Below are 25,245 nucleotides of genomic sequence, written 5' to 3'. Positions count from 1 at the left end.
CGCGGACGGCCCGTCGGGGCCCGCGATGAGCGCCGAGGAGACGCTCGGCACGGCCGGGATCGCGCGCCGGACGGTGGGTCCGGCGGAGTCCGAACGGGCCAGCCGCGCCTGGTGGGACGCCGACGCCGCCGAGTACCTCGCCGAGCACGGACCGGACATCGGCGAGGCGGAGTTCGTGTGGTGCCCCGAGGGCCTGCACGAGGCCGAGGCGGGCCTGCTCGGGGAGGTCGCCGGGCGCCGGGTGCTGGAGGTCGGCTGCGGCTCGGCGCCCTGCGCCCGGTGGTTGCGGGCGCACGGGGCGGAGCCGGTGGCGCTGGACCTGTCCCGCGGGATGCTGCGGGCCGCCGCCGCACTCAACGCCCGCACCGGGATCGACGTGCCGCTCGTCCAGGCCGGCGCCGAGCACCTCCCCTTCGCCGACGGCTCGTTCGACCTGGCCTGCTCGGCCTTCGGCGCGGTCCCGTTCGTCGCCGAGCCGGTGCAGGTCATGCGCGAGGTGCACCGGGTGCTCCGGCCGGGCGGGCGCTGGGTGTTCGCCGTCAACCACCCCATGCGCTGGATGTTCTCCGACGACCCGGGGCCGGACGGGCTGACGGTCACCCAGTCGTACTTCGACCGGACCCCCTATCTGGAGGTCGACGCGCAGGGCCGCGCGACGTACGTCGAGCACCACCGGACGCTGGGCGACCGGGTGCGCGACGTCGTCGCGGCCGGACTGGTGCTCGACGACCTCGTCGAGCCGGAGTGGCCGGAGGGGTTCGAGCGGGTGTGGGGGCAGTGGTCGCCGCTGCGGGGCGCGCTGTTCCCGGGCACCGCGATCTTCGTGACCCACCGGCCGGCATGACCACCCCGCGGGCCGCCCGGGCCGTGATCACCTGTCGTGGAGGTGGACGAGGGCGGTCGTGGAGCCGGACGGGTCCGTGTGACGACGGGTGGAACGACCCGTGGTCACGGCGCCGCCTCCCCGTCGGATGCGCCTGCGGCACTCTCGGGGCGGTCGACACCACGGGTTAGGGTCCGGCGGTGCCGATCGACGCCTCCCAGCTCCGCTCCCTGCACGCGCCCGCGACCCCCGGGCAGCTGAACGACCGGATGGGGATCGAGATCCTCTCCGCGTCGGTGGAGGAGGTGCGGGGCCGGATGCCGGTCGAGGGCAACCGCCAGCCCTACGGCCTGCTGCACGGCGGCGCGAGCGGGGTGCTCGCCGAGACGCTCGGCTCGGTGCTCGCGGCGATGCACGCCCTGCCGGAGCGCTTCCCCGTCGGGCTCGAGCTGGCCTGCACGCACCACCGCGCGGCCACGGAGGGCTACGTGACGGGCGTGGCCCGGCCGATCCACGTCGGCCGCAGCACCTCGACCCACGAGATCGTGCTGACCGACGAGCAGGGTCGCCGGACCTGCACCGCCAAGCTCACCTGCCTGCACCGGGACACCGAGCCCACGATCTGAATGCACGAACGGCACTCTCGTGCGGTAGGTCCGCACGAAAGTGCCGTTTGTGCAACAGGCCGGCCGTCAGGTGCCCACGTTCTCGCCCAGGTAGGCCTCCTGCACCCGCGGGTCGGCGAGGAGCTCGGTCCCGGTCCCGGACAGCGTGGTGCGGCCGAGGTCGATCACGTAGGCCTTGTCCGACAACGCGAGCGCGGCCAGCGCGTTCTGCTCGACGAGCAGCACCGTGGTGCCCTCGTCGCGCAGCTCCCGGACGGTGTCGAAGATCCGCTGGGTCATGATCGGCGAGAGCCCCATGGACGGCTCGTCGAGCATGAGCAGCTTCGGCCGGGACATCAGCGCGCGGCCGATCGCGAGCATCTGCTGCTCGCCGCCGGAGAACAGCCCGGCCTTGTTCGTGCGCCGCTCCCCCAGCACCGGGAACAGGTCGTACACGCGCTGCATGTCCTGCGCGACGCCGGCCTCGTCCTTGCGCGTGTAGGCGCCGAGCCGCAGGTTCTCCTCGACCGACATGCGGGCGAAGAGCCGCCGACCCTCCGGGCTGTGCGCCACGCCCCGGGAGAGGATCTCGTGGGCCGGCATCCTCTGGATCGGCGTGCCGTCGAACTCGATCGTCCCGGAGACGGGCCGCAGCAGTCCGGAGAGGGTGCGCAGCGTCGTCGTCTTGCCGGCGCCGTTCGAACCGATCAGGGAGACGATCTGGCCCCGGTCGACGTCGAACGTCACGCCGCGGACCGCCTGGATGGCGCCGTAGGCGACCACCAGGTCGCGGACGGACAGGAACGCCATTACTCGGACTTCCCCTCTGCCGTGCCGGCCCCGTCCGCCGCAGCGGCACCCGGGCCGGGGCCGGCGTGCAGCTGTGCCTCGACCTCCTCGGGCGGGGCGCCCAGGTAGGCCTCCACGACCCGGGGGTCGCCGCGCACCTCGTCCGGCGAACCCTCGACCAGCAGCGCGCCCTGGACCAGCACCAGCACCCGGTCGCAGAGCGTGAAGATGAACTTGGTGTCGTGCTCGATGACGACCACCGACACGCCCAGGTCGCGGATCGCGAAGATCAGCTGCCGGGTCGCCTCGGTCTCCTGCGCGTTCATGCCCGCGGTGGGCTCGTCGAGCAGCAGCACCGACGGGTCGGTGGCGAGCGCGCGGGCGATCTCGAGCCGCCGCTGGTCGCCGTAGGGCAGGTTGCGGGCCAGCTCGTCGGCGAAACGGGTCAGCCCGACGAAGGCGAGCAGCTTCTCCGCCCGCTCCGCCGCCTCGGCCTCGCTGCGTCGGAACCGCGGGCCGTGCAGCAGCGAGGAGAGCGGGCCCTGCTTCATCCGCACGTGCCGCCCGACCAGGACGTTCTCGGTCGCGGTCATGGACGGGAACAGCCGGATGTTCTGGAACGTCCGGGCGACGCCCGCCTCGGTGACCCGGGCCGGGTCCTGCGGCATCGGCCTGTCGCGCAGCGTCACCTGGCCCGACGTCGGTGTGTAGAGCCCGGTGAGGCAGTTGAAGAAGGTCGTCTTCCCCGCCCCGTTGGGCCCGATCAGGCCGATGATCTCGCCCTCGTGCAGCGAGAGGTTGACGTCGTCGAGGGCGCGCAGGCCGCCGAACTGCATGGTCACGCCGGACGACACCAGGATCGGCTCCCGGGTGCCCGTCGCGATGTGCATGTCCGAGGCGAGCTCGGCGGCGACCCTCTGCGGAGGGGCCTCGGCCTCGACGGCGGCGCCGTCGGCCGTGGTGGCGCCGGGCCCGGTCCCCTCGGGGGTCGGGCCGTCGAGGGTGGGGGGGTTCTCGCTCACGGCTCCACCCTCGTGGGAAGCGGACCCGGGCCTTCCTTCACGGTGTCCTCGGGGTCGGGGTCGGTCAGCTCCGCCCTGCGGTGCCGGTCCGGCACGATGCCCTGCGGCCGGAACCGCATGATCAGCACCAGGGCCAGGCCGAACAGCAACAGACGGTAGTCGGAGAACTCGCGCAGCTTCTCCGGCAGCACGAACAGGATCGACGCGCCGAGCACGGCGCCGGGGATCGTGCCCATGCCGCCGAGGATGACCGCCGCGAGCAGGGTGACCGACTCCAGGAAGCGGAAGGAGTCGTAGGCGACCACGGCCGTCTTGTGCGCGAAGAACGCGCCCGCCAGACCCGCGAGCATCGCGCCGATGAGGAAGGCCAGGATCTTGATCGGTCCGGTGCGGATGCCCATGGCGGCAGCCGCGTCCTCGTCCTCCCGGATCGCGATCCATGCCCGGCCCAGCCGCGAGTTCTTCAGGTGCGCGAACACCAACATCACGGCCGCGACCAGCAGCACGATCAGGACGTAGTAGAGGACGCCCGAGGGCAGCCGCACGTCGCCGATCGTGATCGAGTCGGAGAACTGGAAGCCGCCGACGGCCACCGCCGGGATGTTCGGGATGGCGTTGGCGCCACCGGTCAGCCCGCCGATGTTGTTCTGCGCGCTGCGCACGAAGATCTCGCCGAAGGCCAGCGTGACGATCGCCAGGTAGTCGCCGCGCACCCGCAGCGTCGGCGACCCGACGATCGCGCCGAACAGCCCCGCCACCACGGCCGAGATGACCATGACCAGCAGGAACGGCAGGTGGATGCCGATCTCCGAGGCCGCCGCGCCGGAGAGGTTCGCCGCCACGAAGGCGCCGATGCCCAGGAACGCGACGTACCCGAGGTCGAGCAGGCCGGCCAGGCCGACCACGATGTTGAGCCCGATCGCGGTGGCGGCGTAGACGCCGATGTTCGACGCCACCGTCATCCAGTACTCGGTGCCGGCGCTGGTCAGCGGCAGGAGCAGCGCCACGATCAGCAGCACGATCACGCTGAACGTGCGGTGCCGCTCGGAGACCGCGGCGAACCAGGTCAACAGGCCGGAGGCGTTGAGGGCGGCGAACGCGCCCGCCAGGGCCGCCAGCAGGGACAGGAAGACGACGCCGGCGTAGGGGTTGACCACCCCGCCCTGGCCGCCGCTGGTGAGCACCGCGGCGACGAGCAGCAGCACGACCACGAACAGGACGACGAGCAGGAGCCACTCGACCCACCAGGGCAGGCGCCAGGTCCACACCGGCGTGCGCTCGAGACCGCCCGCGTCGGCGCCCAGGATCATGACGAGCCCACCGACGAGGGTGACGATCGAGCCGAACGCGATCGCCCCCTCGGAGGCGGTGACGGCACCGAGCCCGCCGCCCTCGACCGTGATCCACAGCCCGTTGATCAGGGCGACGACGGTGATGCCGATCCCCAGCCCGCGCACGATGCGGTGGCGCGCCGGGATCCGCCGCAGCGCCGCCACGACGATCGCGGCCAGCCCCAGGATCACCAGGTGCAGCCGGAAGCCGGTGACGGCGAAGGGGGCGACGAAGTAGTTGAGCGTCGCCTTCTCCGGGTAGGGCCCGTCGTTCAGCACGAACGTGACCCACGGCAGGTACGCGCCGACGAGGGTGAGGACGCCGCCGACGATCATGAGGATCGTGGAGCGGGGCGCGGCCGCGTCGAGCAGGCCCGCGAGCCGGCCGGAGTGCCGCGGCGGGGCCGACGGCGTGGCGGGCGTTCGAGGGGTCGCCGTGGTGGTCATGCGCGCACCCGCTCGGACTCGCCGAAGAAGCCCTGGGGCCGGAACACCAGGACGATGATCAGCACCACGAAGATCCAGACGTAGTCGTAGGCCGTGCCGCCGGGGAGGTACTGCCCGCCGAGGGCCTTGACCAGCCCGATCACCAGGCCGCCGACCACGGCACCGCGGATGTTGCCGATGCCGCCGAGCACGGCCGCGGTGAACGCGAAGATGCCGTTCTGGAAGCCCATGTCGATGTTGATGTTGTTCAGGTAGCTGCCGTAGAGCACGCCCGCGACGCCGGCGAGGGCGCCGCCGATGGCGAAGGTCAGCACGATGACGCGGTCGGGGTCGATGCCCATCAGCCGCGCGACGTCCCGGTCCTGCGAGGTGGCGCGCATGGCGCGGCCGAGCCGGGTCCGCTCCACGAACCGCTCGAGGCCGAAGGCCAGCACCAGCGACATGACGATCAGCAGGATGCCGACGTACCGGATCACCACGCCGTCCCCGATCGGGATGACGACGGCGCCCTCGACGAACAGGTTCGGGAACGGCAGGGCCGCCGTGGCCCCCGGGTAGAAGACGCGCATGGCCTCCTGCAGCGCGACCGACACGCCGAGCGCGGTGATCAGCGGGGCGAGGCGTGGCGCGTTGCGCAGGGGCCGGTAGGCGAAGCGCTCCATCGCCACGGCGATGAGCATCGCGACGAGCGCGCCCGCCACCAGGGCGATCGGCAGCGCGAAGTACCAGGTCGTGGCGATCGCCGTGGGCAGGACGTAGGTCAGGGTGGCCAGGCCGCCGTAGGCGCCGACCATGAAGATCTCACCGTGCGCGAAGTTGATCAGCTGGATGATCCCGTAGACCATCGTGTAGCCGAGCGCGATCAGCGCGATCAGCGAACCGAGCACCAGCCCGTTCGCGACCTGCGACAGGAACGTGGACAAACGAGGGGTCTCCTCCACCGCGTGCAGGAGCGGGGACGGGTGGTGTCCCGTCCCCGCTCACGTGCGTCCTCGTCGCGTGCCCCCGGGGTCGGGGACGCGCGTCAGCCGGCCGGGTAGGTGCCCGTCTCCAGCGGCTTGAACTCGCCACCCTGGACCGAGTACACGGTCAGCACCTTGTTGGTGGTGTCGCCGTACTGGTCGAAGGAGATGGTGCCGGTCGCGCCCTGCAGGTTGGTGGCCTGCACGGCCTGGATCAGGCCGTCCCGAGTGGCGTCGGAGAAGGTGCCGTTGCCGACCGCCTTGGCGAGACCGTCGATGAGGACGTTCGCGGCATCGTAGGTCAGCGCGCCGTAGGCGCTGTACGGCTCCGAGTAGCCGGCCTGCTGGTAGGCGTCGATGAAGGCCTGCGCGCTGGGCAGCTGCTCCGGTGGGGCCCCGACGTTGGTGGCCAGGTCGCCCTCGCGACCGCCGAGCGAGACGTAGTCGTCGGCGACGATGCCGTCGCCGCCCATCAGCGGGACGTTGAGGCCCGCGTCCGCCAGCTGCTTCGACAGCGGCCCGGCGACCGGGTACTCGCCGCCGTAGTAGACCGCGTCGGGGTTGGACGGCCGGATCTTGGCGATCACGCCGGAGAAGTCGGTGTCCTTCTCACCGACCTTCTCGCGCGCGACCACGGTCGCGCCCAGCTTCTCGGCCTCCGCGGCGAACTGGGCCGCCAGGCCCGCGCCGTAGGTCTTGCCGTCGTCGATGACCGCGATGTTCTGCTTGCCGGCCTTCTGCACCAGGTACTGCGCCGCGAAGGGACCCTGGATGGCGTCCGTGGTGGCGGTCCGGAAGTACGAGTCGAACGGCCGGGTCGGGTCGGTCTGCCAGTTGTCGCCCTGGGTGAGCGCCGGGTTGGTGTTGGCCGGCGAGATCTCGACGATCTTCTTCTGTGCCAGGACCGGAGCCGCCGACTGGGCGGTGGAGGAGTTCAGGGTCCCGATCACGCCGACGACGTTGGGGTCCGAGGCCAGCTTGGTCGCGGCCTGGCCGGCGACCTGGGCCGTCGCCTGGTCGTCCTCGGCCTGCAGCGCGAGCCGGTAGCCGGGCACGGTGCAGTTCTGGTTGGCCTGGTTCACCGCCAGGTCGGTGGAGTTCTTCATACCCAGGCCCAGCGCCGAGAGGCCGCCGGAGAGCGGGGCGATGAAGCCGACGACGAGGGTGCCCTTGCTGGTGTCGCAGGATCCTCCGCCCCCGCCGGTCGCCTCTTCCCGGTTGGTGCTGCACGCGGTGAGCGCGAGGGCGCCCGCGAGCAGCGCGGCGGTCGCAGCGACCTTCCGCGTCCGACTCATGTCTTGTCCTTCCGTGCCAACCACGTCGAAGGCGGTCCCCCGAGCGCCGCCCCGCCCCCGGACAGACGCCGGAAGCGTCGCGGACGTTAGGTCACCGGAAGGTGCGCCGTCATCACGAGCGGCGGCAGCTTTACCAGACCGCAACCGGATATCACGCAGCGTCACCGACGCTTCACCCGCAGTGCTGAGTTATCATATCGTTATCAAGTGGCAGCGTTCTGACCAGCAGAGACGTCGATAGCACGTGGCGAAAATCGCACTCCGGGCGGGGGCATTACCGCTGGGTAACGATCATGTGCAGGTCGGAGAACGCGACGAGGCCGCCCCGGCGGTCGACCGGGACGGCCTCGAGGAAGGTTGCGGGGCCTAGCCCTTCGCGGGTGCGAGGCCCTCGATGACGGCCTCGGCGACCGCCTTCATCGTGGTGCGGCGGTCCATCGCGGTGCGCTGGATCCACCGGAAGGCCTCGGGCTCGGTCATGTTCTGCTTGGCCATCAGCAGACCCTTGGCCCGGTCGACGACCTTGCGGGTCTCGAACCGGTCGTTCAGCGAGGCCACCTCGTCCTCGAGGGCACGCTTCTCGGCGAAGCGGGACACGGCGAGCTCGATCGCGGGCACCAGCTCGTGCCGGGCGAACGGCTTGACCAGGTAGGCCATGGCACCGGCGTCGCGCGCGCGCTCGATGAGGTCGCGCTGGCTGAAGGCGGTGAGCATGACGACGGGCGCGATCTTCTCCTCGACGATCGTGGCGGCCGCCTCGATGCCGTCCTTCTTCGGCATCTTGACGTCCATGATCACGAGGTCGGGCCTGAGGTCGCGGGCCATCTCGATGGCCGCCTCACCGTCGGGGGCCTCGCCCGCGATCTGGTATCCCTCTTCCCCGAGCATCTCGGTCAGGTCGAGGCGGATCAGCGCCTCGTCCTCCACCACGAGGACGCGCCAGCCGACGGCAGGGCCGTCGTCGGTCGTCCTGTCCTCGGACACTGGCTGGCTCACGGGTGGGTTCTCCTTAGACGTGCGGGTCGAACGCAAGGCCCCAGGGTAGCGGCGATAAGGTTGCACCCAGGTTGCCCTGCCCGTGTGATCCCGTGCGACGCGAGCGAGAACACAGTCGGGGCGGCCGGCCCCCGTAGCCCAACCGGCAGAGGCAGCGGACTCAAAATCCGTCCAGTGTCAGTTCGAATCTGACCGGGGGCACCACCCTGACCTTCGAGGACGTCGGGTCGGTGATCAGGACTCACGGTCCTGTCCAACTGGCATCTCCGCCGACTCGCGAACGACGCCTGACCGGCGGTCGCCGCACGCACCTGCTGCCCGCGCTCGGCGACGTGCCGCTGCGCGACCTCACTCCCCCGCGGCACCGTCTGGCTCGTCGTGACCACCGGCATCCGCCGCGGCGGGCTCTGCGGCGTGCGCTCCGGTCGGCTGCACCTCGACGAGGAGATCATCGGGATCCGCCGCAGTCGGGTGCTTCCGGTCTGTCGTCGCGCGGGCAACTGCGCAGCACTGCTGCCACCCCACGATCGTGTGAACCCCGAGCGTGGGTCGGGTAGCACCGGTGCGGACCGCCCCTTGAGGCCTCAGCCGATGAGCGACGCCGGGCCCTGTGTGGGCACGTGGATCCATCCCTCGACCTCGGCGAGCCTGGTCTGCTCACGGGTGTCGGTCGAGCGGTGTGCCCGCGAGCGGTGAGCGCGGCGATCGATGGAGGACACTGCCGGTTGATCCGTTCGGCCGGCAACCACTGCGAACCGCAGGAGGTCCTCCTGATGTGGATCTTCTTCACCGCGAGCGGGTCGAGGCGTTGGCTGCCAGGGTCCGGCGTCTTCCCGGATTCCCGACCTTCCCCGGCGTCGAGGCCGGCGGAGCCCGCTACGACCACAGGGGAGCGCTGCTCACCGACGCCGCGTTGCAGGCCGCGATCGACTTCGACTCGGTCGTGAAGCCTCGGGTCGCGCGTCTCGTGGCGGCCTGGCCGGAGGCCGTCACGGTCGACCTCTTCCGGGCCCGCGTCTCTGCCGAGGTACCGGGCGAGGTCCTCCAGTGGAAGCACCCCGAGAAGCTCGCCCGCGCTCTCCGCCTCGCCGACCTCCTTGCGGCCGAGAAGGTCCAGACCGTCAGCGAGCTCCGCAGCTGGTGTCTGCTCCCGGACAGTCGTTCGACGCTGCTGACGCTGAAGGGCGTCGGGGAGAAGACCGCTGACTACGTCGCCGTACTGGCGGGCGGGCAGGCCGTCGCCGTCGACCGCCGGATCCGCACTTTCGTCGGCGGCGGAACCGACCAGGAGATCCGGATGCTTCTGACGACGGTCGCTTCCGAGCTGGACCTCGACCTCGGCGTCCTGGACCGAGTGGTCTGGGCGGCGGGCAAGGCGGAGCCACCGCCGGACGATCGCCCCGACACGGTCGACGTCACCCTCACCGTTCCGGCCGACAAGGCCGCCCGGCTTCGCGACCTCACCGCGCTGTGGCTCGAGGGCCGACCGAACGCAGAGTGGCGAGCGACCGACCATCAGCTCGCGGTCGCCCTCTGGCAGCAGCTCGACGACCGCCGCCGACAGCTCTTCGGCGTCCTCATCGACCATCCTGGCCGACGATTCCCCGCGGACGAGCTCGTCGACCTCGACGGCGCTGCCGCCTCCCTCGAGAACCTCACAAGCCTTCTCGGACAGCCCGGCCCACTGAGCGAGCAGAGGGGCAGGGCCTGGCCGTGGCAGTACGACTACCCGGCGGGCAAGCAGGAGCTCGCCGTCTACTGGTTCGAGCCGGACATGGCCGAGATGTTCGGCAAGGCACGCGCACTCGTCGATGCGCAGGACCCACTTCACCGCCGTTGATCTTGGGAACGCCCTCGTTCGCACGGCTCCGGGCCGGCGCCCTCGGGAGGCCGCCCACATGACGTGACCGAGCGACCGGGCCGACCACGAGCGGCGAGATCCGAGCAACGGGACTGGCGTCGGGAGAACGTGTTCGTCGGCGACTGACGCGGCAGCAGGATCGTCCGGGGACGAGCGGTCGATCCTGCGCGGACGAACTGCGCCCCGGCCGCGCACCCTCGCCGGGTGTCCGGGCGGCGCCGACCAGTCGCCGCACCCTGTGGACAGCTCGCCCCCCACTCGCAACGAACCCCAGGAGTCGAACAGGTGGTCGACTACCCTGGCCTCCATGTCCACCGCCTTCGCATCGCCGGCCGAGACGGCCGTCTCGACCGCTGAGGCCGAGTCGGCACGGATCGAGCAGCTCGTCGCGCTGCGCAACGGCATCGACGCCGAGATCGCCGAGGCGATCCGCGCGTTCGCCCGCGCCGAGGTGGAGGCACGGCTCGAGCAGATCGCCGCCGAGCACGTGACCGTGGAGCAGGTCGAGGCGACCGTCGTGGACAGGCTTGGGCGCGTCCTGCGGGTCTCCCCGACCCGGGCCCGGGCCCAGCTGCGCATCGGTCGCGACCTGCACGCCGGGCTCGATCACATCCGCACGCTGTACAGCTCAGGTGAGCTCGACCAGCCCAAGGTCGCCGCGATCGTCACGGCAGCCAAGCATCTCGACGAATCCGAACGTTCCGAAGTGGACCGGCGACTGTCCACACATGACCTGCGCTCGCTGGGCCTGCGCAGGGTCGGGGACCTGACCCGCACGATCGCCGCCGAAGTCGCCCCGGAGAAGTTCGTCGAGCGCGCGCGGGCCGCCCGTCGGGACCGGCACGTCACGCTCAGTCCCGCCGAGGACGGGATGGCGATGCTACGGGCCTACCTCCCGGTCGAGCAGGGGGTCGCCTGCTATGCCGCGCTGCGCAAGTCCGTCACCGAGCACTGGGTCTCCCCCGAGCCGGTCACCCGCACCCGCGCACAGATCATGGCCGACACCCTCGTCGAACGACTCACCGGAACCGCACCCACCGCGCCGATGGCCACGGTGGAGATACAGGTCCTGGTCCCGCTCGACACCCTCGTCGCCGCCGACGGGCCGCTGCCGGTCGAGCTGCCCGGCTTCGGTCCCGTCCCCGCCGAGTTCCTCGTCGAACCCGGCCGCTGCACCTGGCGGCGGTTGATCACCGAGGACGGCGTCGTGATCGGCGCCGACTCGCGACGACGCACCTTCACCGGCGTCCTCGCCGACGTCATCCGCTCCCGGGACCGCGGACGCTGCACCGCGCCTCACTGTGACGCCCCCATTCAGCACCTCGACCACCTGCACCGTTGGTCGGAGGGCGGGCGCACCACACTGGACAACGGAGCGGGTAGATGCGCCTTCCACAATCTGGTGCGGGAGATACCGCTGTAGGTGCGCCGCCGGCGACGCACCCGCTGGCGGCGTCGACCACCGTCGTCCATCACTCGGCGAGGCACTGCTCGAACTGGTCGACGTCCCGGAGTCCTCGCCGGGACACCCACGCCCCCGCCCGGTTGCGTTCGGGTCCCACCCGGCGGCACCGCCTGCGGTCAGCCGTCCTCGAGACGGATCAGCGCGAGACCGGTCTCCTCGTCGACCTGCTTGCGCAGGTGGGCGGGCGACTCGGTGACGACGACCTCGAGGGTGGGCCAGACGACGGCGCGCTGCAGGTGACCGCCGACCGTGGAGCCGCCGCGTAGGCCGAGGACGGCGTGGGCGTGCACCGCGGGCTCGTCGCCGTGGCGTGCGATGTCGCCCACGAGCGACAGCACCTCGGCCTGCTCGGTCACGGGGATGTCCTGGTAGTCCATCTGTTCGGGGTCGAAGTACCCCAGCGTCGCCTCCCGGCACGCGCCCACGGCGGTGAGCGAGGCGCCGTCGATCCCTTCCCGACGCGCGAAGGCGACCAGTTCCGCGGCCGCCTCGTCACCCTTGTCCATCACCACGGCGAACGTCCGCAGCCCGTCGACCCCGTGCAGCAACCGTGCCTTCATCGTCACCCCTCCGTTCGGGTTCCGGTCCTCCGCCGCGCAGCGGGGGCAGCCGCGGACCGCCGCCGAGGTCCCCGACAACGCCGTCCTGCGGCAGATCTCCACCCCGCGACCATCCGCCGGGTCTCCGGCGTCGGCCGCCCCGGTCGTCGCCCGGCGATCGGCGGCCCAGGGCCGCCGGCGCGACCGACGGTCCAGGGCCCGCCGGAGGGCCCAGCCCTGCCTACCCGCGCCGCGAGGCGTCAACCTCCCGGCGGGCCGACGGGTGCGTCCGGCGACCGGCGTCAGCGCACGAGCCGGTAGAAGCGGAAGAAGTCGTCCTCGATCCCCAGGATCTCGATGTCGGCGAAGCCGGCCTCGCGGGCGTAGCCGCGCAGGGTGTCCGGGCGCATCACGGTGCCCGTGCCGACGGAGTGCTCGTGGGCCATCCCGTCGGCCAGGCAGCACACCAGGCTGTAGCCGTACATGAGCCGCTCGATCTCGTCGCCGGGCGCGGTGAAGGTCTCGGCCACCCGCTCGTCCATCACCACGACGGTGCCGCCGAGCCCGTGCATCGCCCGCAGCACCGCGACCGGGTCGGGCAGGTCATGGATGCACTCGAAGGCGAACACGACGTCGTAGGTGCCGTCGGCGGAGCCGGCGTCGGCATGGTGGAACCGGACCCGGTCGGCGATGCCCGCCTCGACCGCGTTGCGCCGGGCGGCCTCGATCGAGGGCTCGTCCAGGTCGAACCCGTCGACCGTCACCTCCGGGTAGGCCAGCGCGATCCCGATCGCCGACCAGCCGTGCCCGCAGCCGACGTCGGCGACGCGGGCCCCGCCGCGCAGGGTGGCGTCGACGTCGTGGACCGACGGGAGGTACTCGCGGCCGAGGGGCCCGAGGAACATCGGCCGGTTCGCCGCGGCCTGGCCCTCGCGCGCGTCGGTGCCGTGCTGCGCCCACGACACCCCGCCGCCGGTGCGGAAGGCCTCCGCGAGCAGGTCCGACTGCTTGGCGCACCCCACCGCGAACCGCGCGAGCGGGACGACGTGGTCCAACGACAGGACCTCGACCAGCGCGGCGCGGTGCGCCTCGGGCAGCGCGTAGCGGCGGGCGATGTCGTCGGGCTCGTCGCCGGCCTCGAGGATCCCGGTCACGGCCTGCTGCTCGCACCACTCGCGGGTGTAGCGCTCGGCGGTTCCGGTGCGCTCGGCCAGCTCACCGGGGGTCAGCGCGGTGCCCTCCGCGGCGAGTGCGCGATAGTAGCCGAGCCGGTCGCCGAGATAGACGGCGTGCAGGTCAAGAGTGGCGAGCACGGCGCCGAAGAGCCGCTCGGTCAGCGACTCGGTGCCGAAGGTCGCGACGGCGTCGCCGGTGTCGGTGGTCCCGGTGGTCCCAGTGGTGACGGTGCTGTCGGTGGCGGTCATGGTGTTCCCCTTCCCTCGGTCACCGAGGATGGGAAGACGCGCTGTCGGCGGGCTGTCGGTCCGCTGTCAGCGCGGACCGGCCGGACCGAGGTGACGGAAAGGGACCGAAGTCGCTCCCGCCTGGCCACCGGATGCGCCACGATGGTGCGATGGCGGTCCTCCGGGTGCTCGGACCGCTCGCCCTCGCCGACGGAGCGGTCGCGGTCGGGTCGGCGCGGCAGCGGCGCCTCCTGTCCGCCCTCGCGCTGCGGCTCGACGAGCCCGTGCCCGTGGACCTGCTCGCCGAGCTGGTCTGGGGGGCCACCCCGCCGGCCGACCCGGCGGGCGCCGTGCAGACGAACGTCGCCCGGCTGCGCCGGCTGCTGCCGACCGGCCTCGCCGTGGAGACGACCCCGCAGGGCTACCGGCTGCGCGCCGACCGGGCCGCGGTCGACGCGACCGCGTTCACCGACCTCCTCGGGAGCCTCGCCGGGCCCACCGGCGACGGGGTCGACCCGCGGGCCCGCCTCGCCGTGCTCGACGCCGCCCTGGCGCTGTGGCGCGGGCGGCCCTTCGCCGACCTCGACCATCCGGCCGTCGACCCCGAGGTGGCGCGGCTGGACGAGCTGCGCCGGCAGGCGGTCGAGGAGCGGGCGCGGGCGCTGCTGGAGGTGGGCCGGGCCGCCGACGCGGTCGCCGCACTCGAGCCCCTCGTGCGCGCCGAGCCGCTGCGCGAGCGGGCCGTCGGGGTGCTGATGCGGGCGCTGGTCGCCGCCGGCCGCCAGGCCGAGGCGCTGGACGCCTACACCGCGCTGCGCACCCGGCTGGCCGAGGAGCTGGGCCTGGACCCGTCGCCGGAGCTGCGCGAGCTCGAGGGCCGGGTGCTGCGCCAGGAGCTCGCTCCCGCGCCTCCTCCTGCCCCGGACCCGCCGGCCCCTCCGGCGATGCCCGCCCCCGCGCCGCCGAGCACCGCGGCGCCGCCGGCCAACTCGTTCGTCGGGCGCGGCCCGGAGCTCGCTCTCGCCGCCGAGCTGCTCGGGCGCTCCCGGCTCGTCACGCTCACCGGACCCGGCGGCGTCGGCAAGACCCGGCTCGCCCGCCACGTCGCCGCCGCCGTCGGACCGGACTATCCGGACGGCGTCCTGCTCGTGGAGCTCGGGGACGGCGGTCCGGACGACGTCGAGCCCGCCCTGGCGGGGAAGCTGCGCATCACCGACGCCGAGCCCGGATGGCTGCGGGACCGGATCGTCGAGGTGCTGGCGCCCCGACGACTGCTGCTGGTCCTCGACAACTGCGAGCACGTCGTGGAGCGGGCCGCCGCCCTGGCGGAGGCCGTGGTGGCGGGCGCACCGGGGGTGGACGTGCTGGTCACCGGGCGGGAGGCGCTGCGGATCGACGCCGAGCAGTGCCTGCCCGTCGCCCCGCTCGGCCCGCTCGACGCGGCGCGGCTGCTCGTCGACCGGATCCGCGCGGGCGATCCCTCCGCCCCGGTCGACGCGGCGCTGGTCGCCGAGATCTGCGCCCGGCTCGACGGGCTGCCCCTCGCCCTGGAGCTCGCCGCCGCCCGCGCCCTGCCGCTGGGCCTGGCCGGCCTGGTGGAGGCGCTCGACCGGCCGCTCGACGTGCTGCGCGGCGGCCGGCGCACGGCCGCGGCCCGGCACCGCTCGCTGCGCGACGTCGTCGCCTGGTCCTACGGCCTGCTCGACGAGGAGCAGCGCACGCTCTTCGACCGGATGGCGGTGTTCGCAGGTCCGGTCGAGCCGGACGCCGTCGCGGCCGTGTGCGGCGACGCGGCCGCACTGCCGGATCTCGTGGAGCGCTCGCTCGTGGTCCGTCGGGGCGCCCGGTTCACCATGCTGGAGACGCTGCGCGCCTTCGGCCGGAGCCGGCTCGCCGAGCGGGCGGAGGGGCCGGGGCTGCGGGCCCGCCACGCCACCTGGGCCGCCGGTCTCGCCACGGAGCTGGGCCGGGCGCGGCGGGGCCCCGGGGAACCGGACGCGGTCCGCCGTTTCGACGCCCACCTGGCCGACCTGCGCCGCGCCCACGCGTGGCTGGTCGAGAACGGGCCGCGGGACGACCTGCTCCGCCTCGCCGGACTGTTCGCCGAGCTCGGCTACCTGCGCTGCCGGATCGACCTGGTCGACCCGGCGGAGGAGGCGCTGCGGGCGGCCGGGATCGTCGGTGCCGACCGACGGGTGGCCACCCGCCGGTTGAGCCCCACCGGCGCCCGGACCCTGTACTTCGTGGCCGGTGCCTGCTGGCAGCGTGCGGACCTCGAGCTCGCCGGCGCGCACGCGGACGCGCTGATCACGCTCGGGTTCCCCGCCTACGGTCACGAGCTGCGGGCGAACCTGCTCTCCTTCGAGGGCCGCCTCGATGAGGCCCGGAGGGCGGCCGAGGCGGCCCGGGCCGCACTGCTGGCGACCGGGGACCGCGACCACGAGGTGCTCCTCTCCGCCCTCGTCGACCGGCTGTTCTGCACGACCTACGCCGACCACGACGACACGGCAGACGGCTCCGACGGCGAGCCCCTCGTGGACAGCCCCGCGGCGGACAGGAACGCAACGGACAGCGCCTCGACGGGCAGCACCTCGACGGGCAGCACCGCTGCCGACAGCGTCGCGACGGGCAGCACCGCCGCGGACAGCACCGCGACCGGCAGCACCCCGACGGACAGCACCCCGACGGGCCGGGCCGCGGCGGACAGCACCACCGCGGACAGCCCCGCGGCGGACAGGAACGCAACGGACAGCGCCTCGACGGGCAGCACCGCTGCCGACAGCGTCGCGACCGTCAGCACCGCCGCGGACAGCACCGCGACCGGCAGCACCCCGACGGACAGCACCGCGACGGGCCGGGCCGCCGTGGACAGCGTCGCGACCGTCAGCACCGCCGCGGACAGCACCGCGACCGGCAGCACCCCGACGGACAGCACCGCGACGGGCCGGGCCGCGGTGGAGGCCGAGATCGCCGAGATCGAGGAGGTCGCGGCCCGCTCCGGCTCGCCGACCGTGCGGGCCTGGGCCGCATACGCGCAGGGCGAGCACCGGACCGAGCGCGGCGACCCCGCTGTCGGGGCGGCCCACCTGCGCGCCGCGGTGGCGCTGGCCGAGGAGGCCGACTCCGCGTTCGTCGCCGGGATCGCCCGGCACACCCTGCTCACCTCGGCGGTCCGGCACGGCGGGGCGTCGCTCGCGGAGCTGCGGCCGCTGCTCGAGCACTGGCACCGGTCCGGGTCCTGGAACCAGACCTGGGTCGCGGTGCGCGCGCTGGTCGAGGCGCTGTCCGGGCTGGGCCGACACGGCGAGGCCGCCACCCTGCTCGGCGCCCTGCGGGCGAGCTCGCGCGCCACGCGCGCCTTCGGCGCCGACCTCGACCGGGAGCGGCGGGTGGAGGCGGCGGCCCGCTCCGCCCTGGGAGCCCGGCTCGACGCCGCGCTCGCGGAGGGTGCCGCGCTCGGCGACGCGGCCGCCTTCGCGCTCGCCCTGCGGCTGACCGGCGAGCCGGCACACGCCCCGACCGACGCCGCGCTGCGCCCCGGCGGTGCCGAACCGGCTGCCCGCGTCGTCGGTCGCGGGGGCTGGGCTTCGAGTCCGACGCCGTGACCGTCGACGCGCACGCCGCCTCGCCCGGGCCGCGGAAGGGTCGACCCGCCCCCGTGACCCCGCTCGGGACTTAAGTCCCTAGAACCCGTTCCAGGGTCAGGGCCAGGCTCGGGTCCGCGGCACGGGGAGGGGGGACACCCGGCCGGCGTTCGGATCCGGTCAGGACCCGGCTCCGGACCCGGTGCCGCCGGGGCTCGGCCGGAGGGCACGCCGGCCGAGCCCACTCGCGTCCGGGACCGATCCTCCGGGTCCGGACCCTCCTTGGTGCCGGACCCTCCTTGGTGCCGGACCCTCCTTGGTGCCGGACCCTCCTTGGTGCCGGAGCCCCGGTCCTCCGGACCCCGCTCCGGTCGCCGCGGTCCACGGGCGCGTGGCCGCGCTGGTGCCGGAGCCCCGGTCCTCCGGGCCCCGCTCCGGTCGCCGTGCGGTCCACGGCGCGTGGCCGCGGGCTTCGCTACGGTCCGATCATGAGCACCGTCGTCGAGAAGGCCATCGAGCTGCGCCGGCTGCACGAGGCGCCCGAGCTCCTGCTCGTGGTCAACGTGTGGGACGCGATCACCGCCCAGGTCGTCGCACGGACGCCCGGAACGAAGGCCCTGGCCACCGCCAGCCACGGCATCGCCGCCTCCCGCGGCTACGAGGACGGTGAGAACATCCCCCGCGACGAGATGATCGCCGAGGTCGGGCTGATCGCCCGCGTCGCCGGTGACCTGCCGGTGACCGCCGACCTCGAGGCCGGCTACGGCGACCCGGGCGGCACCATCACCCGCGCGATCGACGTGGGCGTCGTGGGCGCGAACCTCGAGGACGGGATGAAGCCGCTGCCGGACTCGGTGAAGGCGGTGGAGGCGGCGGTCGCCGCGGGCGAGAAGGCGGGCGTCCCGTTCGTGCTCAACGCCCGCACGGACGCCTTCCTCAGAGCGGGCGACCGGGATCCGGAGGAGGTCCTCGCGGACGCGATCCAGCGCGGCCGCGCCTACCTGGACGCCGGCGCCGCGTCCTTCTTCGTGCCGGGCACGCTCGACGAGGCCACGGTCGGGCGGCTGGTCGAGGCGCTGGGCGAGCGGAAGGTCAACCTGATCGGGGTGCCGGGCTCGATCCCGCTCGCGCGGGCCCGGGAGCTGGGCGTCGCGCGCGTCTCGTACGGGCCGTGGAGCCAGAACGTCGCCCTGACCGCCCTGGCGTCGCTGGCCGAGGACGTCTACGCCGGCGGCGGGCTGCCCGAGGGCACCCGCCGGCTCAACTGATTCCGCGCCGGCCGAACGCGCCTGGGCAGTGCTGGCGCCGCGGCATGCCCTACGTCATCTGCGACACCGACAACCCACCCGTCGACCCCGCTGAGCCCCACTCAGCTGCTCCGCCGCACCGGCATCTCCAGCGAGATCCGGGCGAGCGGCAGGAGGAGGGCGAGGACCGGCCAGGGCCCGTCGACGGTCAGCCAGGTCCGGGTGCCACTCCCCCGCGGCTCGACGCCGTGGTCGAGCGACAGCCCGATCGGGCCGAACCGCACGTCCCAGGCCCAGGATCCGGTGCCGGGCCGGGCGGCGGGTGCGTCACCCGGGCCCGTCTCCCCCGGTTCGTGGACCTCGGTCACCGTGAACGGCACGGAGAGCCTCAGCGGCCCGCGCACCCGGCCCGTCATGCCGGGGACCAGCCGATCCGCGGAGGCGTCGACAGCGAGCAGGTAGGGCGCCCACTCGGGCCGGCGTTCGGGGCGGGCGTAGCGGTCCCAGGCCTCCGGGGCGGACACGGGACCGGAGGCGTCGATCGTGGTGCGCACGCTCCCGATCGTGCAGGTCCGGGGGCGGCCCCGCGCGCCGGAACGGAGCTCAGGGCTGGGCGCCGGAGACCTCGTCGCGGACCCGGCCCACCGTGTCCCCGACCTCGTCGCGGACGCGGCGCAGCTGTGCCAGGCCGGCGGCGGCGAGGCCGCCCGCAGCTCCGCCGTACACGCCCGTCACCACTGCCGCCGAGGCCGTCCTCGGCAGGACCCCGTCGAGCGCGCGCATGAGGAGAGCGGCCGAGGATCCCGCGGCCAGGAGACCGAGCAGTCCCGCGCCGCCCAGCAGCAGGCTCGCGGTGCGGGCCCGCCCCAGCTCGCCGACCAGGTCGTCGCGCATCGCCCGGACCTCGCTGCGCACCAGCGCCCGCACGTCCTCGGTCAGGGCGCGCACCGGCTCCTCGCGCCGCGTGTTCGGCTCGGTCATCGTCGGCTCCGTCCCGTCGTCGTTCCGTGGCCCGTGGTCGTTCCGTGGCCCGTGGTCGTTCCGTGGCCCGTGGTCGTTCCGTGACCCGTCGTCACTCCGGGGCCCCTCGTCACTCCGCGGCCCGCCGCCACTCCGCGGCCCGCCGTCACTCCGCGGCCCCTCGTCACTCCGCGGCCCGCCGCCACTCCGCGGCCCGCCGTCACTCCGCGGCCCGCCGTCACTCCGCGGCCCGCCGTCACTCCGCGGCCCGCCGTCACTCCGCGGCCCGCTGGGCCGCGGCGTAGGCCAGTTGCAGGAAGTCCGCCCCGGCCAGGGCGGTGAAGGTCCCCGTCACGAGCCGGGTCACCCGCGGCGCGAAGACCAGTCCGATCGCGAAGCCGGTGGCGATCCAGAGGTCGAGGCAGAAGGGGCAGGTGAGCAGCTCGCCGAAGCTGTGCCGCAGCGAGGACTCCTTCCGCGGTTCCTCCATCACCTCGGACGGCCCGGCGGTGCCCGCGTACGTCGCGAACGGGACCCGCAGCGGGCTGGTCACGGCGTCCTTGGTGATCGTGCGGGAGAGCTTGTGCGTGGCGACGGTGAGCAGCACCAGTTCCTTCACCGAGAGCCGGGGCAGCGGCCGGCGGGTCGCGGCCGCGATCCCGGCGACGGCGGTCACCACCGAGGTGAAGACCGCCATCACCACGACGTACCCGCCGAGGGGGCGGTCCTGCCCCTGCCGGTACGCCTCGGCCTCCGACCGTGCTCTGTCGTCGGCCACGGCCGCGACCTTCCGTGCCGTGCTCGCCATCCGTCCTCCCGCTCCGTCCGTGCGTGGGGTGTCGGTAGGCGCCTACCCGCTGACGCGGTCGTCATCCCTGCCCGAGCGCTGCAGCAGCTCGATCGCGGCCGTCCGCGCCGCGCGGTGCAGCAGGCCCGCGGGCCCGTGGGCCCGCAGGGCCGAACGCGCCGCGAACCAGCCGCAGGCGCCGTGCACGCCCCCGCCGGGGTGCGCCGACGAGCTGCCCAGGTACAGGCCGGCGATCGGTGTCTCGGGACGGCCGAGCCCGGGTACCGGCCGGAACACCAGCTGCTGGAAGAGCTGGGCGGTGCCCCCGTTGATGGTGCCGTGCACCAGGTTCGGGTCCGCGTCCTGCAGGTCCGACGGCCGCTGCACGGTCCGGCGCCGGACCGTCGCCCCGAACCCCGGTGCGAACCGCTCCAGCACGTCCTCCGCCCGGCGGGCCAGCTCGTCGGCCGAGTCCGCGTCGTCGATCCCCCGCGGGAGGTGGGTGTAGGCCCACGCGCTCTCCGTGCCGGCGGGCGACCGGGTCGGGTCCGCCGTGGTCATCTGCCCGACGAGCAGGAACGGCGACCGGGGCAGCCGCCGGGACTCGATGTCGGCGCTCCACCGCACGAGCCCGTTCTCGCCCTGCCCGACGTGCACCGTGCCGGCGAGGCCGACCTCGGGGGCCCGCCACGGGATCGGCCGGTCGAGCGCCCAGTCGAGCTTGACCACCGGGGTGTCCCACGCGAACCGGTCGAGGTCGCGGTGCACCCGGGCGGGTACGGCGTCGGCCGGCAGGAGGTCCCGGTACAAGGTGGGCGCGGCGACGTCGGCGACCACCGCCCGCCGCACCCGCACGGTGGTGCCCGCGGCGGTGTGCACCGCACGGACGCGGCCGCCGGAGACGGTGATCCGCTCGACCCGCTCCCCCGTGAGCAGCCGTGCCCCGGCCGCCTCCGCACGGCGGGCGAGCGCCGCCGCCAGCCCGCTTGAGCCCCCGGCGGGCACCGGGAAGCCGTGGTGCTGGCCGAGCATCGCGAGCAGCCAGCCGTAGGCCCCGCTGACCGGCGAGGTCGTCGGGATGTCGGCGTGCACGGCGTTGCCGGCGAGCAGCAGCCGGGCGCCCTCCCCGCCGAACAGCTCCTCCCCCATCCGCTTCGCCGGGAGCAGCAGGAACCGGGCCAGCCGCAACGCCTCGGCGGTGCCGATGCGCCGCAGCAGCCGGGCGGGCCCGCGGACGGGCGGGAACGTCGTGAACAGCGTCCGCAGGAACGGCTCCTGCAGCACGTCCCAGCGCCGGCACAGGTCGAGCCACGCACCGCCGTCGCCGGGGTGCTGCGACTCGAGCCGTGCGGCGGTGTCCTCGCGGTCCCGGCACAGCAGCGCGGCCTCGGAGCCGTCCTCACCGAGCGGGTGGGCCAGCACCGCGGGAGCCTCGGACCAGCGCAGGCCGTGCCGCTCGAGGTCGAGCGACCGCAGCACCGGGGAGGCCCGCGAGAGCGGGTAGAAGGCGCTGAACAGGTCGGTGACGAAGCCGGGGTGCAGCTCGGCGGAGCGCACCGCCCCACCCAGGTGGTCGGTCGCCTCGAGCAGGCAGACGTCCCACCCCGCGTCGGCGAGCACGGCGGCGGCCACCAGCCCGTGGTGCCCACCGCCGACGACGACGGCGTCGACCGCCGGGTCGCTCACCGTGTACGGGGGTTCCGGTCGGGCGTCTGGCCGGCCACCCCGTGGCGCAACGGCTGGTTGGTGCCCACCTGGTCGACCGGGTCGGCCGCGCCGGTCTCCGGGGTGGGCGGCACCTCGGGCTGCGCGGCGGCGGGGTCGCCCCCGGAGGGCTCGGCCTCGCCGCGCGCCAGTGCATCCCGGCGGTGCGTCAGCGCCTCGAGCACGGACGGGCGGCCGGCGTGGTCGCGCTCGTACTCGAGCACGGTGTTCAGCCCCTGCTCGTCGAGGGTCCGGATGCGGTGCACGAGGCTGCCCTCGGGCACGTGGTCGTAGTCGGGGATCGGCAGCTCTGTCCGGTCGGTCATGGCGGGCGGGTACCGCGCATCGCGCCGGCCATGCACGCCGTCGCCGCCCCGTCCGTACCGTCTCCGGCCCGGACCGTCGGGCGGCCGCGGTCGTCGAGGGGGTCCGGTACGCCGCCCTCGGTGCCGACCTGGGCCTCCGCCTGGTCTCGGCCCGGCGGACACACGGAAGGCCGGGTCCCGGCGCCGGGACCCGGCCCACACCCGGGGGGAGCTGGTCTAGAACCAGACCTTCCTGCCGCCGACGGGGCGGCCCGTCCGCCCGAGGATCAGGAAGATCACGCCCAGGATCACCAGGATCGCGCCGATGTAGTACAGCAGGGACAGTCCGGTGAGGAAGCCGATCAGGAGCAGGACGAGTCCGAGGATGATCACGGTGTCTCCTTCGACGGTGGGCACCGCGTGTGCCCGTGGTGATCGCTTGTACCCGAACGGATGATCAAACATGCGCTCGGAGGTCACGATCCGGCGACGGTCCGCCGGGTGTGCCGGCTCCCGGGCCGGGTAGCCGCGCCGCGAGCCCGGCACCACTCCACCCCGGCACCACTCCACCGGAGGTCCCCGTGCAGGTCGTCGCCGTCCCGTACCCCGAGGAGCACCCCGAGGAGCACCCCGAACAGCACCCCGACCTCCTGGCCGGCGCCGCGGGCGGGCTCGACCTGGGTGACCGGTTGCGGGAGGCCGGCCACGAGCCGGTCACCACCACCGAGACCGGCGAGGCGCTCGACGCGGAGCTCGCCGACGCGGAGGTGCTGATCACCACTCCCTTCAGGCCCGCTACCTCGACCGCGCGCGGATCGAGGCGGCGAAGGAGCTGAAGCTGGTGATCACCGCCGGCGTGGGGTCCGACCACGTCGAGACCGACGCCGCGACCGGGCACGGGATCACCGTCACCGAGGTGACCGGCAGCAACGTCGTCAGCGTGGCCGAGCACAAACGTCCTGCAGATCCTCGCGCTGGTGCGCAACTTCGTGCCCGCGCACGAGCAGGTCGCCGCCGGTCGGTGGGACGTCGCCGACGCGAGCCAGGAGGCCCACGACCTGGAGGGCAAGACCGTCGGGATCGTGGGCCTGAGGGCGATCGGTGCCCGCACCGCCCTGCGGCTCAAAGGGTTCGACGTGCGGATGCTGTACTTCGCCCGGCACCGCCGCAGCCCGGCGGAGGAGGAGATCCTCGGGGTCCGCTACGCGCGGTTGGACGACCTCGTCCGCGAGTCGGACGTGATCTGCGCGGCCCTGCCGCTGCAGCAGGGCAGCACCGCCCTGTTCGACGCCGACCGGATCGGGCAGATGAAGCCGGGCGCCTGGCTGGTGAACACCGCGCGCGGGGCCGTCGTGGACACGGACGCCCTGCGCGACGCGGTCGGGTCCGGCCGGTTGGGCGGCTACGCGGGCGACGTCTGGTATCCCCGGCCCGCGCCCGGGGACCACCCGTGGCGCACCATGCCGCGAACGCCATGACCATCCACTACTCGGGGATGACCATCGAGGCGCAACGGCGGATCGCCCAGGGCGTGCGGGAGATCCTCGACGCCCATCTGGCCGGCGACCCGCCGCCGGAGGACTACGTCGTCGCCGCGCCCGGTGACTGACCCGCACTACGGGACCATGATGCGGGTTCCCGGCGCGCGGGCGCACCGTGGTTCCATGGTGCGCGATCTGGCGGCTCGTGCGCGCATCATGGTTCCACAGTGCGTTGTTCGGAGGCCGCTCCGCTCAGTCGCCCTCGATCCACACGGTCTTGGCGTTGACGAAGGTGCGCGGGCCGAACCCCGCCAGCTCCCGGCCGTAGCCGGAGTTCTTGGTCCCGCCGAAGGGGACCTCCGGCGTCGACTCCGTGAACCGGTTGACGTAGATCATCCCGGTCTCGATCTCGCGGACGAGCCGTTGCTGCTCGTCCCGGTCGGCGGTCCACACGCTGCCGCCGAGGCCGAAGGTCGAGTCGTTGGCGATGCGGATCGCGTCGTCGAGGTCCTGTGCGCGCCACACGCTCGCGACCGGACCGAACAGCTCCTCCCGGTGCGCGGGCGAGCCGTCGGGGATGTCGGCCAGCACGGTCGGCGGGTAGTAGAAGCCGGGCCCGCTGCCGGGCTCCCCGCCGGTGACGAGCGTGGCCCCGGCTGCCACGGTGTCGCGCACCTGCTGGTCCAGGGTCTTCACGGCGTCGCCGGAGGACAGCGGCCCGATGTCGGTGTCGGGGTCCATCGGGTCGCCGACGGTCAGGGCCGCCATCGCCTCCCCGAGCCTCCGGGTGAACTCGTCGGCGACGTCGGTGTGCACGATGAACCGCTTGGCGTTGATGCAGGACTGGCCGTTGTTCAGGGTGCGCGAGGACACGGCGTTGCGGACGGCGGTGTCCAGGTCCGCGGACGGCATGACGACGAACGGGTCGCTGCCGCCCAGCTCGAGCACGCTGGTCTTGATCTGCGCGCCGGCCGCGGCGGCCACCTGCCGGCCGGCGGCCTCGCTGCCGGTGAGGGTGACGGCACGGACCCGGTCGTCGGAGATGACCTTCTCGATCTCCGAGGACCCGATCAGCAGCGTCTGGAACACCTTCTCCGGGAACCCGGCGCGCACGAAGGCGTCCTCGATGGCGAGCGCGCACTGCGGCACGTTCGAGGCGTGCTTGAGCAGCCCGGTGTTGCCTGCCACCAGTGCCGGCACGGCGAACCGGAACACCTGCCAGTACGGGAAGTTCCAGGGCATGACGGCGAGGACGGGCCCGAGCGGCTCGTACCGGGTGAGCACGCGCGCACCCTCGACCTCGTGCGGGAGGTCGGCGAGCATGGCCTCGGCGTTGTCCGCGTAGTAGCGGCAGCCCTTGGCACACTTGTGCACCTCCGCCACGGCCGAGGTGTAGGTCTTGCCGACCTCCTGCGTCGCGATCCGGCCGAGCTCCTCGGCCTCGTCGTCGAGCAGCGCGGCCAGGTCGTGGAACAGCGTCGCCCGGCGGTCGAGCGGCGTGTCCCGCCAGTGCCGGAACGCGGTCTCCGAGGCCCTGAGCTTCGCGTCGAGCTGCTCGTCGGTGAGCGCGTCGAAGGTCGTGCGCTGTTCGCCGGTGCTGGGGTCGATCGTCGCGATGGCCATGTCGGCCGGGTACCGC

At 73.7% G+C, this 25,245-nt stretch carries 24 protein-coding genes and 1 tRNA gene; 10 read left to right on the top strand and 15 right to left on the bottom strand.

Going from position 1 to position 25,245, the window contains the following annotated elements:
• Positions 1–25 precede the first annotated feature (25 nt).
• Entirely contained in the window at positions 26–844 is an 819-nt protein-coding gene (locus tag ACL02T_RS03045) for a class I SAM-dependent methyltransferase (RefSeq protein ID WP_412829076.1), read from the top strand.
• Between the two features lie 179 nt (positions 845–1,023).
• Complete coding sequence (locus tag ACL02T_RS03040; RefSeq protein WP_412829075.1) at positions 1,024–1,449, top strand: PaaI family thioesterase; 426 nt, start codon at positions 1,024–1,026, stop codon at positions 1,447–1,449.
• A 66-nt stretch (positions 1,450–1,515) separates the two neighbouring features.
• On the opposite strand, the gene ACL02T_RS03035 is transcribed toward ACL02T_RS03040, so the two are convergent.
• From ACL02T_RS03035 to ACL02T_RS03010, 6 genes are all read right to left on the bottom strand, one after another.
• A complete protein-coding gene (locus ACL02T_RS03035) occupies positions 1,516–2,238 on the bottom strand; it encodes an ABC transporter ATP-binding protein (protein WP_412829074.1) in 723 nt (240 codons plus the stop codon).
• A complete protein-coding gene (locus ACL02T_RS03030; RefSeq protein WP_412829073.1) occupies positions 2,238–3,239 on the bottom strand; it encodes an ABC transporter ATP-binding protein in 1,002 nt (333 codons plus the stop codon). The genes ACL02T_RS03035 and ACL02T_RS03030 overlap by 1 nt, the downstream gene beginning before the upstream one ends.
• Positions 3,236–5,017, bottom strand: a complete 1,782-nt coding sequence (locus tag ACL02T_RS03025; protein ID WP_412829072.1) for a branched-chain amino acid ABC transporter permease — start codon at positions 5,015–5,017, stop codon at positions 3,236–3,238. Before ACL02T_RS03025 ends, ACL02T_RS03030 begins: the two co-directional genes overlap by 4 nt.
• Positions 5,014–5,940 carry a branched-chain amino acid ABC transporter permease gene (locus ACL02T_RS03020; RefSeq protein ID WP_412829071.1) on the bottom strand — a complete coding sequence of 309 codons (927 nt, stop codon included), beginning with the start codon at positions 5,938–5,940 and terminating at the stop codon, positions 5,014–5,016. Before ACL02T_RS03020 ends, ACL02T_RS03025 begins: the two co-directional genes overlap by 4 nt.
• Positions 5,941–6,041: 101 nt before the next feature.
• Positions 6,042–7,274, bottom strand: coding sequence for a branched-chain amino acid ABC transporter substrate-binding protein (locus ACL02T_RS03015; protein WP_412829070.1), 1,233 nt, complete (start codon positions 7,272–7,274; stop codon positions 6,042–6,044).
• Positions 7,275–7,640: 366 nt separating this feature from the next.
• The gene (locus tag ACL02T_RS03010) at positions 7,641–8,270 is read right to left on the bottom strand and encodes an ANTAR domain-containing response regulator (RefSeq protein WP_412829069.1); all 630 of its coding nucleotides are present in this window, start codon (positions 8,268–8,270) and stop codon (positions 7,641–7,643) included.
• Positions 8,271–8,397: 127 nt separating this feature from the next.
• Here ACL02T_RS03010 and ACL02T_RS03005 point away from each other — a divergent pair.
• The 3 genes from ACL02T_RS03005 (at position 8,398) to ACL02T_RS02995 (ending at position 11,554) form a co-directional block, all read left to right on the top strand.
• A tRNA-Leu gene (locus tag ACL02T_RS03005) sits at positions 8,398–8,474 on the top strand.
• Between the two features lie 571 nt (positions 8,475–9,045).
• Positions 9,046–10,110: a DUF6416 domain-containing protein gene (locus ACL02T_RS03000; RefSeq protein WP_412829068.1), complete on the top strand. Its 1,065-nt coding sequence runs from the start codon at positions 9,046–9,048 to the stop codon at positions 10,108–10,110.
• A gap of 328 nt (positions 10,111–10,438) precedes the next feature.
• Positions 10,439–11,554, top strand: a complete 1,116-nt coding sequence (locus tag ACL02T_RS02995) for an HNH endonuclease (protein ID WP_412829067.1) — start codon at positions 10,439–10,441, stop codon at positions 11,552–11,554.
• A 158-nt stretch (positions 11,555–11,712) separates the two neighbouring features.
• Here the strand turns inward: ACL02T_RS02995 and ACL02T_RS02990 are convergent, their stop codons facing one another.
• Positions 11,713–12,156, bottom strand: coding sequence for a PPC domain-containing DNA-binding protein (locus ACL02T_RS02990; protein ID WP_412829066.1), 444 nt, complete (start codon positions 12,154–12,156; stop codon positions 11,713–11,715).
• Between the two features lie 281 nt (positions 12,157–12,437).
• Positions 12,438–13,559: a class I SAM-dependent methyltransferase gene (locus tag ACL02T_RS02985; RefSeq protein WP_412829065.1), complete on the bottom strand. Its 1,122-nt coding sequence runs from the start codon at positions 13,557–13,559 to the stop codon at positions 12,438–12,440.
• A gap of 149 nt (positions 13,560–13,708) precedes the next feature.
• Between ACL02T_RS02985 and ACL02T_RS02980 the strand changes: the two genes are divergently transcribed.
• Together ACL02T_RS02980 and ACL02T_RS02975 are read left to right on the top strand one after the other, a co-directional pair.
• Positions 13,709–17,143, top strand: a complete 3,435-nt coding sequence (locus ACL02T_RS02980; RefSeq protein ID WP_412829064.1) for an ATP-binding protein — start codon at positions 13,709–13,711, stop codon at positions 17,141–17,143.
• 467 nt (positions 17,144–17,610) lie between these two features.
• Positions 17,611–18,390 carry an isocitrate lyase/PEP mutase family protein gene (locus ACL02T_RS02975; protein ID WP_412829063.1) on the top strand — a complete coding sequence of 260 codons (780 nt, stop codon included), beginning with the start codon at positions 17,611–17,613 and terminating at the stop codon, positions 18,388–18,390.
• 101 nt (positions 18,391–18,491) lie between these two features.
• On the opposite strand, the gene ACL02T_RS02970 is transcribed toward ACL02T_RS02975, so the two are convergent.
• The 6 genes from ACL02T_RS02970 to ACL02T_RS02945 all read right to left on the bottom strand — a co-directional run bounded on the left by ACL02T_RS02970 (position 18,492) and on the right by ACL02T_RS02945 (position 22,518).
• Positions 18,492–18,923, bottom strand: coding sequence for an SRPBCC family protein (locus ACL02T_RS02970; protein ID WP_412829062.1), 432 nt, complete (start codon positions 18,921–18,923; stop codon positions 18,492–18,494).
• Positions 18,924–18,972: 49 nt separating this feature from the next.
• Positions 18,973–19,350 (bottom strand): phage holin family protein, encoded by a 378-nt coding sequence (locus tag ACL02T_RS02965; protein ID WP_412829061.1) that lies wholly within the window; start codon positions 19,348–19,350, stop codon positions 18,973–18,975.
• Positions 19,351–19,603: 253 nt separating this feature from the next.
• The gene (locus tag ACL02T_RS02960; RefSeq protein WP_412829060.1) at positions 19,604–20,137 is read right to left on the bottom strand and encodes a DUF1360 domain-containing protein; all 534 of its coding nucleotides are present in this window, start codon (positions 20,135–20,137) and stop codon (positions 19,604–19,606) included.
• Between the two features lie 42 nt (positions 20,138–20,179).
• Positions 20,180–21,802: a phytoene desaturase family protein gene (locus ACL02T_RS02955; protein ID WP_412829059.1), complete on the bottom strand. Its 1,623-nt coding sequence runs from the start codon at positions 21,800–21,802 to the stop codon at positions 20,180–20,182.
• Complete coding sequence (locus ACL02T_RS02950) at positions 21,799–22,146, bottom strand: DUF8129 domain-containing protein (protein ID WP_412829058.1); 348 nt, start codon at positions 22,144–22,146, stop codon at positions 21,799–21,801. The genes ACL02T_RS02955 and ACL02T_RS02950 overlap by 4 nt, the downstream gene beginning before the upstream one ends.
• A 216-nt stretch (positions 22,147–22,362) precedes the next feature.
• A complete protein-coding gene (locus tag ACL02T_RS02945) occupies positions 22,363–22,518 on the bottom strand; it encodes a hypothetical protein (RefSeq protein ID WP_412829057.1) in 156 nt (51 codons plus the stop codon).
• 188 nt (positions 22,519–22,706) lie between these two features.
• Between ACL02T_RS02945 and ACL02T_RS02940 the strand changes: the two genes are divergently transcribed.
• From ACL02T_RS02940 to ACL02T_RS02930, 3 genes are all read left to right on the top strand, one after another.
• On the top strand, positions 22,707–22,961 hold the full coding sequence (locus tag ACL02T_RS02940; protein ID WP_412829056.1) for a hypothetical protein: 255 nt from the start codon (positions 22,707–22,709) through the stop codon (positions 22,959–22,961).
• A gap of 141 nt (positions 22,962–23,102) precedes the next feature.
• Positions 23,103–23,603, top strand: coding sequence for an NAD(P)-dependent oxidoreductase (locus tag ACL02T_RS02935; RefSeq protein WP_412829055.1), 501 nt, complete (start codon positions 23,103–23,105; stop codon positions 23,601–23,603).
• Positions 23,600–23,734 carry a hypothetical protein gene (locus ACL02T_RS02930; RefSeq protein ID WP_412829054.1) on the top strand — a complete coding sequence of 45 codons (135 nt, stop codon included), beginning with the start codon at positions 23,600–23,602 and terminating at the stop codon, positions 23,732–23,734. Before ACL02T_RS02935 ends, ACL02T_RS02930 begins: the two co-directional genes overlap by 4 nt.
• A 124-nt stretch (positions 23,735–23,858) precedes the next feature.
• Here the strand turns inward: ACL02T_RS02930 and ACL02T_RS02925 are convergent, their stop codons facing one another.
• Positions 23,859–25,229 carry an NAD-dependent succinate-semialdehyde dehydrogenase gene (locus ACL02T_RS02925; RefSeq protein WP_412829053.1) on the bottom strand — a complete coding sequence of 457 codons (1,371 nt, stop codon included), beginning with the start codon at positions 25,227–25,229 and terminating at the stop codon, positions 23,859–23,861.
• Positions 25,230–25,245: the final 16 nt, after the last annotated feature.

Source organism: Pseudonocardia oceanicola (assembly GCF_047200735.1).
GTDB lineage: Bacteria > Actinomycetota > Actinomycetes > Mycobacteriales > Pseudonocardiaceae > Pseudonocardia.
The sequence above is the reverse complement of the archived record's forward strand: the minus strand, read 5'-3'. Positions and strand labels throughout refer to the sequence as shown.